The organism is Pseudomonas sp. MF08831, from assembly GCF_059862645.1.
The window spans coordinates 244253-257406 of record NZ_JCBCUX010000002.1 but is presented as its reverse complement, the minus strand read 5'-3'; the positions used below and the strand labels follow the sequence as shown (position 1 = coordinate 257406).

The following is a 13154-nucleotide window of genomic DNA, read 5'->3' as shown; positions in this document are numbered from 1 at the left end:
TCCTCAGCAGTCCAGTGGGTTGCGTTTTTCCGGGTTGATCCCGAACTTGACGATAGCGTCAGCCACCACCTTAGGTTCGATCTCACCACGGTCAGCCAAGGCTTCCAGGGCTGCCAACACCACGAAGTGACGGTCAACTTCGAAGAAGTGACGCAGCTTCTTGCGGCTGTCACTGCGGCCGAAACCGTCGGTGCCCAGGACTTTGAATTCCTTGGACGGGACCCACTGGCGAATCTGTTCAGCAAACAGCTTCATGTAGTCGGTAGAGGCAATGACTGGACCTTTACGGCCGGCCAGGCACTCTTCGACGTAGCTTTTCGCTGGCTTCTGACCTGGGTGCAGGCGGTTGTTACGCTCCACTGCCAGGCCGTCGCGACGCAGTTCGTTGAAGCTGGTAACGCTCCACACGTCAGCGCCGACGTTGAACTCTTCACGCAGGATCTTGGCCGCTTCACGCACTTCGCGCAGGATGGTGCCGGAGCCCATCAGCTGTACGTGGTGCGCCGCTTCCTTGGTGTCTTCTTCGAGCAGGTACATGCCCTTGATGATGCCTTCCTCGACACCGGCCGGCATGGCTGGCTGCTGGTAGGACTCGTTCATCACGGTGATGTAGTAGAAAACGTCCTGCTGCTCTTCGGTCATCTTCTTCATGCCGTCCTGGATGATCACCGCCAGCTCATAGCCGTAGGTTGGATCAAAGGTGCGGCAGTTCGGGATGGTGGCAGCCAGGATGTGGCTGTGACCGTCTTCGTGTTGCAGGCCTTCGCCGTTCAGCGTGGTCCGCCCGGCAGTACCGCCGATCAGGAAGCCACGGGTACGGCTGTCGCCTGCTGCCCACGCCAGGTCGCCGATACGCTGGAAGCCGAACATCGAGTAGAAGATGTAGAACGGCAGCATCGGCTGGTTGTGGCTGGAGTACGAAGTACCGGCAGCGATGAAGGAGCTCATGGCGCCCGCTTCGTTGATGCCTTCTTCGAGGATCTGGCCCTTTTTGTCTTCCTTGTAGAACATCACCTGGTCTTTATCGACTGGCTCGTAGAGCTGGCCGACGGAGGAGTAGATGCCCAACTGACGGAACATGCCTTCCATACCGAAGGTACGGGCTTCGTCCGGGATGATCGGGACGATACGCGAGCCGATTTCCTTGTCCTTGACCAGCTGCGCCAGGATGCGCACGAAGGCCATGGTGGTGGAGATTTCACGGTCGCCCGAGCCGTCCAGGATAGCCTTGAGGGTATCGAGTGGCGGCGTCGGAATGTTGAAGCTCTTGGCGCGGCGCTGTGGCACGAAACCGCCCAGTGCAGTGCGACGCTCGCTGAGGTAGCGGGCTTCGGCGCTGTTTGGCTCCGGCTTGAAGAACGGCAGGTTCTCCAGCTCTTCGTCCTTGACCGGGATGTCGAAGCGGTCGCGGAACAGCTTCAGGCTTTCAACATCAACCTTCTTGGTGTTGTGCGCGGTGTTTTTCGCTTCGCCGGCACCAGTGCCATAACCCTTGATGGTCTTGGCCAGGATGACGGTCGGTTGTTCTTTGTGGTTGACCGCTTCGTGGTACGCCGCGTAGACCTTGTACGGGTCGTGGCCGCCACGGTTGAGTTTCCAGATCTCGTCGTCGGACAGGTCTGCAACCATTGCCTTGAGTTCAGGCGTGTTGAAGAAGTGTTCACGGACGAACGCGCCGTCTTTGGCTTTGTAGTTCTGGTACTCGCCGTCGATGACTTCGTCCATGCGACGTTGCAGGATACCGTCGACGTCTTTGGCCAGCAGTGGGTCCCAGAAACGGCCCCAGATCACTTTGGTCACGTTCCACTGAGCACCGCGGAACACGCCTTCGAGTTCCTGGATGATCTTGCCGTTGCCGCGAACCGGGCCGTCGAGGCGCTGCAGGTTGCAGTTGATGACGAAGATCAGGTTGTCGAGCTTCTCGCGGCCGGCCAGGGAGATGGCGCCCAGGGATTCCGGCTCGTCACACTCGCCGTCGCCCAGGAAGCACCAGACTTTCTGCTTGCCTTCAGGGATGAAGCCACGCGCTTCCAGGTACTTCATGAAACGTGCCTGGTAGATCGCCTGGATCGGGCCAAGGCCCATCGACACAGTCGGGAACTGCCAGAAATCAGGCATCAGCCAAGGGTGCGGGTACGACGACAGGCCGTTACCGTCCACTTCCTGGCGGAAGTTGTTCATGTGTTCTTCGGTGATGCGGCCTTCCATGAACGCACGGGCGTAAACGCCTGGAGAAGTGTGGCCCTGGAAGTAGATCAGGTCGCCGCCGTGTTCGTCGGTCGGGGCCTGGAAGAAGTAGTTGAAGCCGATGTCATACAGGGTTGCGCTGGAAGCGAAGCTGGAGATGTGACCGCCCAGGTCAGAATCTTTCAAGTTCGTGCGCATCACCATCGCCATGGCGTTCCAACGTACCAGCGAGCGAATGCGGCGTTCCATGAACAGGTCGCCAGGCATGCGTGCTTCGTGGGTAACGGGGATGGTGTTGCGGTATGGCGTGGTGATGGCGTAAGGCAATTGCGAGCCGCTGCGGGTCGCGAGTTCGCCCATACGGGTCATCAGGTAGTGAGCACGGTCTTCGCCTTCTTTGTCGAGAACCGATTCCAGGGCGTCCAGCCATTCCTGGGTTTCGACGGGATCGAGGTCTTGCATGGCTTGCTCCAGGGCGGAAAGGCTACCAGAATCGGTTGCCTGAAGTTTGCGACTGGCCTTGTGGGCAGACGACATAAATTCTTGGATGGCCGAAGGTTGCTTCGGCGTCCTGTAGTTTTACTACAAATCGTCGGCCATTTCAGCCTTTCGAATGTATATACGAGTAGTAAAACTACACAAGACCGAGTGGATTGCTCGGTCTGGCTGGTGAGCATAATCGTTATTGTTGATCTTTTGCGAACAAGAAAAGGTGAAAGTTTGATGTTGCCTGCCAAGATTAATTTAATTTCAGCTATTTATAACCTTTGTTCGACAGTCCTTCACCGAGCGTGGTTCTTGCGTTCACAGCAACAAGCCTTTTACGCGCCGATCAAGGATAGACCATGAGCCTTCCAACACTGGCCCCATTACCGGCCATTCTCTCGCCTTTTGCCCAGCGGGCCGAGCAGTCATTTCGTGACGCAGTGGCCGCGCTGGACGACGATCATGGACTTTCTGCATGGACGCCGCAACGGTGGGCTGACTTCGCCCGCGTGTGCGCCGCCAGTGATTTTGTCATTGAACAGAGCCTGCGTGACCCTTTGATGTTGCTCGAACTGGTGGCCTGGGGCGAGCTGGACCGCGGCTTTGCACCCGGCGAGCTGTGCGGTCAGATCGCCGGCGCCGTGCAACAGGCCGAAACAGAAGATGAGCTGGGTCGCGTGCTGCGCCGCCAGCGCACCCGCCAGCAAGTGCGCATCATCTGGCGCGACCTGACGCGCCAGGCCGACCTGGTGCAAACCTGTCGCGACCTTTCCGACATGGCCGACGCCAGCATCGACCAAGCCTACCAGTGGCTGTACCAACGCCATTGCGTGCAATTCGGCACCCCCACCGGCCGACGCAGCGGCGAAGCCCAGCACATGGTCATCCTCGGCATGGGCAAACTCGGCGCCGTGGAGCTGAACCTGTCCTCTGATATCGACCTGATCTTCGCCTATCCCGAGGGCGGCGAGACGGTGGGCGTGAAGCGCGCGCTGGATAACCAGGAGTTTTTTATCCGGCTTGGTCAAAAACTGATCAAGGCGCTCGACCCGATGACGGTCGACGGGTTTGTGTTCCGCGTCGACATGCGCCTGCGCCCCTACGGTTCGGCTGGCGCCCTGGTGCTCAGCTTCAACGCGCTGGAACAGTACTACCAGGACCAGGGCCGTGATTGGGAACGCTACGCCATGATCAAGGCGCGCGTGGTTGCCGGTGATCAGGTGGCCGGTGCGCAACTGCTGGATATGCTGCGCCCGTTCGTCTATCGGCGTTACCTGGACTTTTCGGCCATCGAAGCGCTGCGCACCATGAAGCAGCTGATCCAGCAGGAAGTGCGGCGCAAAGGCATGGCCGACAACATCAAGCTGGGCTCGGGCGGCATCCGCGAAGTGGAATTTATCGCCCAGGCGTTCCAGCTGATCCACGGCGGCCGCGACCTGAGCCTGCAACAACGGCCATTGCTCAAGGTGCTCGGCACGCTCGAAGGGCAGGGTTATTTGCCTGCGGCAGTGATTGCCGAGTTACGCAACGGCTACGAATTCTTGCGTTACACCGAGCATGCGATCCAGGCGATCGCCGACCGCCAGACGCAAATGCTCCCGGACACCCCGGAAGATCAGGCGCGTATTGCCTTTATGCTGGGCTTTGCCGATTGGTCCGCGTTCCATGAGCGCCTGATGTATTGGCGTGGTCGGGTGGACTGGCACTTCCGCCAGGTCATCGCCGACCCCGACGAAGAAGAAGGCGCAGAGAGTGAGCTGGTCGTAGGCGGCGAGTGGCTGCCACTGTGGGAAGAGTCTCAGGACGAAGACGCCGCTCGCCTGCAATTGCAGGAAGGTGGCTTTACCGACGCGCTCAAAGCCCTCAAAGCCCTGGCCGGCTTGCGCGGCAGCCCGCAATTGCGCGCCATGCAGCGCCTGGGGCGGGAGCGGCTGGATGCCTTTATTCCGCGTCTGCTGGCCCAGGCGGTCGAACATGCCAACCCGGATTTGGTGCTTGAACGTGTACTGCCGCTGGTCGAAGCCGTCGCCCGCCGTTCCGCTTATTTGGTGCTGCTCACGGAAAACCCCGACGCTTTGCGCCGTCTGCTCACGCTGTGCGCCGCCAGCCCGTGGATCGCCGAACAGATCACGCGCTTCCCGCTGTTGCTCGACGAACTGCTTAACGAAGGCCGCCTGTTCAAACCGCCGTTGGCGCCGGAACTCGCCGCCGAGCTGCGCGAGCGCCTCACGCGCATTCCCGAGGATGACCTAGAGCAGCAGATGGAGGCGCTGCGCCACTTCAAGCTGGCTCACCGTCTGCGCGTGGCCGCTTCGGAAATCGCCGGCAGCCTGCCATTGATGAAAGTCAGCGATTACCTGACCTGGCTTGCCGAAGCCATTCTCGAACAAGTACTAGCCCTGGCGTGGCGCCAGACCGTGGCCCGCCACGGCTCGCCGCAGCGGCTTGACGGTACGCTGTGCGACCCGGGGTTCATCATTGTCGGTTATGGCAAGGTGGGTGGCATCGAGCTGGGGCATGGTTCCGACCTGGACCTGGTGTTTATCCACGACGGTGACCCGCAGGCCGAGACTGACGGCGCCAAGCCGATCGACGGCGCGCAGTTCTTCACGCGCCTGGGCCAGCGCATCATCCACTTGCTGACCACCCAGACCAACTCCGGCCAGCTGTATGAGGTCGACATGCGCCTGCGCCCATCCGGCGCGTCCGGCTTGCTGGTGAGTTCACTCGGAGCCTTCGAGCGCTATCAGCAAAATGAGGCCTGGACCTGGGAACATCAGGCGCTGATCCGCGCGCGGGTGCTGGTGGGCAGTCAGGATGTGGGCCAGGCGTTCGAGCACGTACGCGCCAGGGTATTGGGGCGTGAGCGTGACCTGGCCAAGCTGCGCCAGGAGGTCAGCGAGATGCGCGCCAAGATGCGCGACAACCTGGGCACCCGGTCTACGGCGGCCGGCACCGGCGCCAATGCCTTTGAGCCCACGGTGGTGTTCGACCTCAAGCAGGACGCCGGAGGTATCGTCGATATTGAATTTATGGTGCAATACGCGGCTTTGGCGTGGTCTGCGCAACATCCATCGTTGCTGCGCTACACCGACAATATTCGCATTCTGGAGGGCCTGGAGCAGGTCGGGCTGATGCCCGCCGCCGATGCCCATCTGCTGCGCGAGGTGTATAAAGCCTACCGTTCCGCCGCGCACCGCCAGGCCTTGCAAAATGAGGCTGGCACGGTAGCCGGGGATCAGTTCGCCGACGAACGGCGCCAGGTGATGCGAATCTGGCAGGCGCTGGGGTTAAGCTGATACTCGATTAATTGAGCGATGCCAATCTAATGTGGAAACCAGCCTTGTGTGGGAGCGGGCTTGCTCGCGAAGCAGACGCTGCGGTCTGTCTGGCGGACCGCGGTGATGCTTTCGCGAGCAAGCCCGCTCTCACACAAAGCGGTTCCGTGGCTACCGCAACCTGGGATAATTATCGATGCGGGGAGGCATAAGCCTCCCCGCATCGTTTGTGGAAACTACATGAATATTCTGATCGTTGGGCCCAGTTGGGTCGGTGACATGGTGATGGCGCAGACACTGTTCCAGTGCCTGAAACAGCGTCATCCCGACTGCCAAATCGACGTGCTCGCCCCCGAGTGGAGCCGGCCGATCCTCGAGCGCATGCCCCAGGTGCGCAAGGCCTTGAGCTTCCCGCTCGGCCACGGTGCCCTCGAATTGGCGACGCGCCGGCGCATCGGCAAATCCATGGTCGGCCAGTACGACCAGGCGATCCTGTTGCCCAACTCGCTCAAGTCGGCGCTGGTGCCGTATTTCGCCGGCATCCCTAAACGCACCGGCTGGCGCGGCGAGTTTCGCTACGTCTTGCTCAACGATGTGCGCACCCTCGACAAAGCACGCTACCCGCTGATGATCGAGCGCTTCATGGCCCTGGCCTACGAGCCAGGTGCCGACCTGCCGACGCCGTACCCGCGCCCCAGCTTGCAGATCGACCCGGTGACCCGTGACGCGGCCCTGGCCAAGTTCGGCCTGATGCTCGACCGTCCGGTGCTGGCGCTGTGCCCAGGCGCGGAGTTTGGCGAGTCCAAGCGCTGGCCGTCGGAGCATTACGCCAAAGTCGCCGAGATGAAGATTCGCGAAGGCTGGCAGGTGTGGTTGTTCGGTTCGAAAAACGATCACTCGGTGGGCGAGGACATCCGCCAGCGCCTGATCCCTGGGCTGCGCGAAGAAGCAGTGAACCTCAGCGGCGACACGTCACTGGCCGAAGCCATCGACCTGCTGTCCTGCGCCGACTCGGTGGTGTCCAACGACTCCGGCCTGATGCACGTGGCTGCCGCGTTGAATCGCCCACTGGTGGCGGTGTACGGCTCGACCTCGCCTGGCTTCACACCGCCGTTGGCCGACAAGGTCGAAGTGGTGCGCCTGGGCCTGGATTGCAGCCCGTGTTTTGAGCGTACCTGCCGTTTCGGCCACTACAATTGCCTTCGCCAACTGCTGCCGCAACCGGTCAGCGACGCGTTGCAGCGGTTGCAAGGCTCTGTGGTCGAGGTCCGTTAGTTTGCGAGTACTGGTAGTCAAGACCTCATCCCTGGGCGACGTGATCCACGCCTTGCCGGCACTGACCGACGCGGCGCGGGCGATCCCCGGCATTCGCTTTGACTGGGTGGTGGAAGAAGGCTTTGCCGAGATCCCCACCTGGCACCCGGCGGTGGACCAGGTGATTCCGGTGGCGATTCGTCGCTGGCGCAAAAACATCTGGCAAACCATCAAGAGCGGCGAGTGGCGACGGTTCAAGCAGCGTGTTCAGTCGACCAAATATGACTTGGTGATTGACGCCCAAGGCCTGCTGAAAAGTGCCTGGCTGACGCGCTACGTGCGCGCTCCGGTAGCGGGTTTCGACAAGCATTCTGCACGCGAACCCATCGCTGCGCGTTTCTACTCGCGCCGGCTGGCCGTGGCCCGTGGGCAGCATGCGGTAGAGCGTTTGCGCCAGCTGTTCGCCGTTGCGCTGGGCTACGACCTGCCCAAGGGGTTGGGCGACTACGGCCTGAGCACCGACAAGCTGCTCGGCCTGCCGCCGAAAAAACCTTTTGTGCTGCTGCTGCACGGCACCACCTGGGACACCAAGCACTGGCCCGAAGCCTATTGGCGCGAGCTGGCCGAGCGCATGGGCCGCCTGGGCGTGGACGTGAAGTTGCCGTGGGGCAATGCCGACGAAAAAGCCCGTGCCGAGCGCCTGGCCCATGGCCTGCAAAACGCCGAAGTGCTGCCCAAGCTCAACCTGGCCGGCGTGGCCCGCGTGCTGGCCGGCGCCCGTGCCTGCGTGGCGGTGGACACTGGCCTTGGCCATCTGGCCGCTGCGTTGGATGTGCCGACCATTTCCCTGTTCGGCCCCACCAACCCCGGCCTGACCGGCGCCTATGGCAAGGGCCAGATTCACCTGGCCAGCGACTTCCCGTGCGCGCCGTGCCTGCAAAAACACTGTACCTATCAACCAACGGCCGACGACCTGCGTCGGTTCGACATCAAGCGCGAGTCGCCCCTGTGCTTCACGCGCCTGAACCCTGAGCGTGTGGCAAGCCGACTGAGCACGTTGTTACTGGCTGAGGAGCTGCACTGATGCAACTGGCTTTTGTTCTGTACAAATATTTCCCCTTCGGTGGCCTGCAGCGCGACTTCATGCGCATCGCCCTGGAGTGCCAGCAGCGCGGCCATCAGATTCGTGTCTACACGCTGATCTGGGAAGGCGACATTCCGCCGGGCTTCGAAGTGCTGGTGGCGCCGGTCAAGGCGTTCTTCAACCATCGGCGCAATGAAAAGCTCAGCGCCTGGATGGAAGCCGACCTGGCCGAACGCCCGGTGGACCGTCTGATCGGCTTCAACAAAATGCCCGGCCTGGACGTGTACTACGCCGCCGATGGCTGCTTTGAAGACAAGGCGCAAAACCTGCGCCACTCGCTGTACAAAAGCTTTGGCCGTTACCGCCACTTTGCCGAGTACGAGCGCGCGGTGTTCGCCAAGGACGCCAAGACTGAAATCCTGATGATCTCTGAAGTGCAGCAACCGCTGTTCATCAAGCATTACGACACCCCGCTGGAACGTTTCCACCTGCTGCCGCCGGGCATCGCCCAGGACCGCCGCGCGCCGCCGAATGCCGCCGAAATCCGCGAAGGTTTCCGCCAGGAATTCAAGCTCGCCGACGACGACTTGCTGCTGGTGCAAATCGGTTCGGGCTTCAAGACCAAGGGGGTTGATCGCAGCCTCAAGGCCCTGGCCGCCTTACCGGCGGAACTGAAAAAACGCACGCGTCTGTTTGTAATTGGCCAGGACGACCCCAAAGTATTCCAATTGCAGAGTGCTACGTTGGGGCTGGGCGATAACGTGCAGTTCCTCAAAGGGCGCAGCGATATTCCGCGTTTCCTGCTGGGCGCCGACCTGTTGATCCACCCGGCGTACAACGAAAACACCGGCACCGTGTTGCTCGAAGCCCTGGTGGCTGGGTTGCCGGTGCTGGTCTCGGCGGTGTGTGGTTACGCCCATTATATCAGCGAGGCCGACAGTGGGTTGGTGCTGGACGAGCCGTTCGATCAAACGCAGCTCAACCACTACCTGACACGCATGCTTACCGACACTGCACAGCGTGCGGCCTGGGGCCGCAATGGGTTGGCGTACGCCGAGACGGCCGACCTCTACAGCATGCCGCAGCACGCGGCGGATGTGATTCTGGCGGAGCCAAAACGATGAAGTTGATGCTTGCCGAACCGTTCAAGACCCTCTGGGCCGGGCGTGATGCCTTCGCCGAAGTCGAGCGGCTGGAAGGCGAGGTGTACCGCGAACTTGAAGCCCGGCGCACCTTGCGCACCGAGGTGGATGGGCGTGGCTATTTCGTGAAAATCCACCGTGGCATCGGCTGGGGCGAGATCGTCAAGAATCTGGTCACCGCCAAGCTGCCGGTGCTCGGTGCGGGCCAGGAGTGGCAGGCCATCCAGCGCTTGCAGGAGATCGGCGTGCCGACCATGACCGCGGTGGCGTACGGCGAGCGCGGCAGCAACCCGGCTGACCAGCACTCGTTCATCATCACTGAAGAACTGGCGCCGACTGTCAGCCTGGAAGATTTCAGCATCGACTGGCTCAAGCAGCCGCCCGCGCCGCGCCTCAAGCACGCGCTGATCGCCGAAGTGGCGCGCATGACCGGCATGATGCATCGCGGTGGGGTCAACCATCGCGATTGCTACATCTGCCACTTCCTGTTGCACACCGATACGCCGGTGACGGCTGACACCTTCAAGTTGTCGGTGATCGACCTGCACCGCGCCCAGACCCGCGACAAAATCAGTCATCGCTGGCGCGACAAAGACCTGGCCGCGTTGTACTTCTCGGCGCTGGACATTGGCTTGACGCGTCGTGACAAGCTGCGCTTCCTCAAAGGCTACTTCCAGCAGCCGTTGCGCCAGATCCTCGCTGAAGAAAATGCTTTGTTGCAGTGGCTGCAAACCAAGGCCGACAAGCTGTATGCACGTAAACAACGCTACGGGGATGCGCTCTGATGGCGGGTTGGAACCTGGAACCTGCTTACGCCGCCCTGGCGGATGATTTCGGCAGCCTTGAAGCGGTCTTCGCCCTGCAAGGCGAGCGCCTGACCCGCGACCCATTGTCGGAAGTGATTCGAGTGGCGCGCGGCGGGATCAATTACTACGTCAAGCGCTACGTCGGTGCCGGCAAGGGGCTGCGCCGCTACTTGGGCAAACCTCGGGTGAAGTCCGAATGGCAGAACCTCAAGCGTTTTGCCAAGTGGGGCATTCCCACCGCCGACGTGGTGGCCTGGGGGCTGGAACGCAAAGGCCTGGCCTACGCGCGGGGCGCGATGATCACCCGCGAATTGCCCAAGACTGAAGACTTGTCGGTGCTGGCTGATCGCAAAGATCCGCGCTTGAAAGACCCCAACTGGGTCAGCGTGATCAGTCGCCAGCTCGCCGAATACACGCGCACCATGCATGAGCACCGCTTCACCCATAACGATTTGAAGTGGCGCAACCTGCTGGTCGACGACCAGCAGACCCTGTACCTCATCGATTGCCCCAACGGTGATTTCTGGCGCGGTTTCTGGCTCAAGTACCGAATTACCAAGGACCTGGCCTGCCTGGACAAGGTCGCCAAGTATCACTTGTCGGCCACGCAGCGCCTGCGCTTCTACATGCAATACCGCCAACGCACGCACCTGACGGCGTCAGACAAACAGCGAATTCGCCACGTGGTGAAGTTTTTCGAGGGACGCGAATGAGTGATTTCCTGGCGGCCGAAGACCGCGCTTTGCTGGAGCGCCACGGTCTGGCAACCTTTGACGCCCTGTGGGCCAGGCAACTGGACGCGGTGGATGAGCCCAATACCAGCAAGGGTGGCTGGAGCAGCGTGTTTCGCCTGGAGCTTGAAGGGCAGGGTTACTACCTCAAGCGCCAGAGCAACTACCGGACACGCACGTTGCACAAGCCGTTTGGCGAGCCCACCTTTGCGCGCGAATTTCGCAATATCAGCCGTTATCAGAAACTCGGTATTCCGGCGTTGCAGGCCGCTTTTTTCGGTGAGCGCAAGGTCAACGGCGAGCACCGCGCGATGTTGCTGACCCGTGCCCTGGACGGTTGGAACGACCTGGATTCGTTGTTGGAGCAGTGGTCGCAACTGACTGACGCCCAGCACCGCGCGATTCTGCTGGCCTGCGGTCAATTGGCCCGTCATCTGCACAGCGTAGGCCAGGTACATGGCTGTTTTTATCCCAAGCATATTTTTCTGCAGACCCTGGGCGACGGTTACGCCGCGCAGCTGATCGACCTGGAGAAAACCCGCCCGCTGTTGTTCGGCCAGCGTGACCGGGTCAAAGACCTGGAGCCGCTGCTGCGCCGCGCGCCGCAGTGGACGGACGCGCAGGTGCGGCAGTTGCTGGCGGCCTACCTGGCAGAGCCTGAAAACAGCGCAAAGGTGGGTGCCTGGTTTGAGCGGCTGACGGCGCGTCGCAGCCACAAGGAGAACCGCTGATGCGTTTGTCCGAGCTGAAAAAAGCCGGCCGCACGCCCAGCCTGCCGCTGACCATCGAACTGGCAGATGCCGCCGGCCCGGGGCAGTTGCAACTGCTCAGTCTGCTGCGTGTGTTGCCGGGCGAGCGTTATGTGGGCGCCGGCGTCTGGCGCGGGCGTACGGTGCTGGCCAAGTTATTGGTGGGCAGCAAGGCGGCACGGCATTTTCAGCGCGAGCTCAGCGGCGTACGCTTGCTCGCCCAGCAAGGCCTGACCACGCCGCAGCTGTTGGCCGATGGCTTGCAGGAAGGCGAGGGCGGCTGGCTGCTGTTCGACTTCATTGAAGGCGCCCAGAGCCTCGCCGATGCCTGGCAAGCAGTTGAAGGCTTGCCGCCGCTGGCGGACGAACAAACAGCCGTGCTCGCCGAGGCGCTGGGGGCGATTGCCCACATGCATGCCAAAGGGCTGTGGCAGGAAGACCTGCACCTGGACAACCTGCTGCGTCAGGACGGCAAGCTGTACCTGATTGACGGCGCCGGCATTCGTGTCGAAGCCGCAGGCAAGCCGCTGTCGCGCAACCGGGTACTGGAAAACCTCGGGGTGTTTTTTGCGCAGTTGCCGAAAAACCTCGAACCCTTTACCGAAGAATTATTGGTCTATTACCTGCTGAGCAATGGCGAGCACGCCGTGCCGCTGGAAGCGCTCGAAAAGCAGGTGCGCAAGGTCAGCGCCTGGCGCTTGAAGGACTTTTTGAACAAGGTTGGCCGCGACTGCACGCTGTTCAGTGTCGTGCGTGGCGCCTTTGCCTTGCGCGCCATTCGCCGTGAGGAAGAGGCCGCCTTGCTGCCGGTGCTGGAGCAGGCCGATGCATTGCTGGATCAGGGCCACCTGTACAAAACCGGCGGGGCCGCCAGCGTGGGCAAGGTCGAGGTGGGCGGTCGGCCGCTGGTGATCAAGCGCTACAACATCAAGGGTTTTGCCCATTGGCTCAAGCGCTTCTGGCGCCCGAGTCGCGCCTGGCATTCGTGGCGCGAAGGCAACCGTCTGGCGTTTCTGGGGATTGCTACGCCCAAGCCGCTGGCGGTGCTGGAGAAGCGGTTTTTGTGGCTGCGCAGCCGGGCGTACCTGGTGACTGAATACTTGCCGGGGCCGGACATCATCGAGCGTTTTGCGCCGTACGTTGAGCGCGGTGATGCGCCAGAAAATGAGCTGCTGGCGCTGGATCATCTGTTTGCCGAGCTGATTCGTGAGCGCATCAGTCATGGTGACTTCAAAGGCCATAACCTGTTCTGGCATGCAGACCGCTGGGCCTTGATCGACCTGGACGCCATGTGTCAGCACAGTTCACTCGCCAGCTTCGCGCCGGCTTATGCCAAGGACCGCGCGCGGTTTATGCGCAACTGGCCCGAGAGCAGCGCGCTGTACCAGCTGATCGATCAGCGTTTGCCCAAAGCGATCGGCGCCGCCGGTTAAGACG

Annotated in this window: 9 protein-coding genes; 8 read left to right on the top strand and 1 reads right to left on the bottom strand. The window is 61.6% G+C overall.

Features of this window, described 5'->3' with window-relative positions; genetic code table 11:
• Positions 1–3: 3 nt before the first annotated feature.
• Positions 4–2649: a pyruvate dehydrogenase (acetyl-transferring), homodimeric type gene (aceE, locus tag AC19YS_RS04520; RefSeq protein WP_124416260.1), complete on the bottom strand. Its 2646-nt coding sequence runs from the start codon at positions 2647–2649 to the stop codon at positions 4–6.
• Positions 2650–3032: 383 nt separating this feature from the next.
• Here aceE and glnE point away from each other — a divergent pair, with 383 nt between their 5' ends.
• The 8 genes from glnE to AC19YS_RS04480 all read left to right on the top strand — a co-directional run bounded on the left by glnE (position 3033) and on the right by AC19YS_RS04480 (position 13150).
• On the top strand, positions 3033–5972 hold the full coding sequence (gene glnE / locus AC19YS_RS04515; protein WP_500601038.1) for a bifunctional [glutamate--ammonia ligase]-adenylyl-L-tyrosine phosphorylase/[glutamate--ammonia-ligase] adenylyltransferase: 2940 nt from the start codon (positions 3033–3035) through the stop codon (positions 5970–5972).
• Positions 5973–6191: 219 nt separating this feature from the next.
• Entirely contained in the window at positions 6192–7226 is a 1035-nt protein-coding gene (gene waaF / locus AC19YS_RS04510; RefSeq protein ID WP_106577574.1) for a lipopolysaccharide heptosyltransferase II, read from the top strand.
• A gap of 1 nt (position 7227) precedes the next feature.
• Entirely contained in the window at positions 7228–8289 is a 1062-nt protein-coding gene (gene waaC, locus AC19YS_RS04505) for a lipopolysaccharide heptosyltransferase I (RefSeq protein WP_106577575.1), read from the top strand.
• Positions 8289–9413, top strand: coding sequence for a glycosyltransferase family 4 protein (locus AC19YS_RS04500; RefSeq protein WP_500601036.1), 1125 nt, complete (start codon positions 8289–8291; stop codon positions 9411–9413). Before waaC ends, AC19YS_RS04500 begins: the two co-directional genes overlap by 1 nt.
• Positions 9410–10216, top strand: a complete 807-nt coding sequence (gene rfaP / locus AC19YS_RS04495) for a lipopolysaccharide core heptose(I) kinase RfaP (RefSeq protein WP_106577577.1) — start codon at positions 9410–9412, stop codon at positions 10214–10216. The genes AC19YS_RS04500 and rfaP overlap by 4 nt, the downstream gene beginning before the upstream one ends.
• A complete protein-coding gene (locus tag AC19YS_RS04490) occupies positions 10216–10950 on the top strand; it encodes a lipopolysaccharide kinase InaA family protein (protein ID WP_119737986.1) in 735 nt (244 codons plus the stop codon). The genes rfaP and AC19YS_RS04490 overlap by 1 nt, the downstream gene beginning before the upstream one ends.
• On the top strand, positions 10947–11699 hold the full coding sequence (locus AC19YS_RS04485; RefSeq protein WP_500601034.1) for a lipopolysaccharide kinase InaA family protein: 753 nt from the start codon (positions 10947–10949) through the stop codon (positions 11697–11699). Before AC19YS_RS04490 ends, AC19YS_RS04485 begins: the two co-directional genes overlap by 4 nt.
• A complete protein-coding gene (locus AC19YS_RS04480) occupies positions 11699–13150 on the top strand; it encodes a lipopolysaccharide kinase InaA family protein (RefSeq protein WP_500601033.1) in 1452 nt (483 codons plus the stop codon). Before AC19YS_RS04485 ends, AC19YS_RS04480 begins: the two co-directional genes overlap by 1 nt.
• The last annotated feature ends 4 nt before the right edge of the window (positions 13151–13154 follow it).

Coding starts and splice junctions, on each gene's coding strand:
- aceE (WP_124416260.1), bottom strand. CDS start 2,649: ATGCAAGACCTCGATCCCGTCGAAACCCAGGAATGGCTGGACGCCCTG.
- glnE (WP_500601038.1), top strand. CDS start 3,033: ATGAGCCTTCCAACACTGGCCCCATTACCGGCCATTCTCTCGCCTTTT.
- waaF (WP_106577574.1), top strand. CDS start 6,192: ATGAATATTCTGATCGTTGGGCCCAGTTGGGTCGGTGACATGGTGATG.
- AC19YS_RS04500 (WP_500601036.1), top strand. CDS start 8,289: ATGCAACTGGCTTTTGTTCTGTACAAATATTTCCCCTTCGGTGGCCTG.
- rfaP (WP_106577577.1), top strand. CDS start 9,410: ATGAAGTTGATGCTTGCCGAACCGTTCAAGACCCTCTGGGCCGGGCGT.
- AC19YS_RS04490 (WP_119737986.1), top strand. CDS start 10,216: ATGGCGGGTTGGAACCTGGAACCTGCTTACGCCGCCCTGGCGGATGAT.
- AC19YS_RS04485 (WP_500601034.1), top strand. CDS start 10,947: ATGAGTGATTTCCTGGCGGCCGAAGACCGCGCTTTGCTGGAGCGCCAC.
- AC19YS_RS04480 (WP_500601033.1), top strand. CDS start 11,699: ATGCGTTTGTCCGAGCTGAAAAAAGCCGGCCGCACGCCCAGCCTGCCG.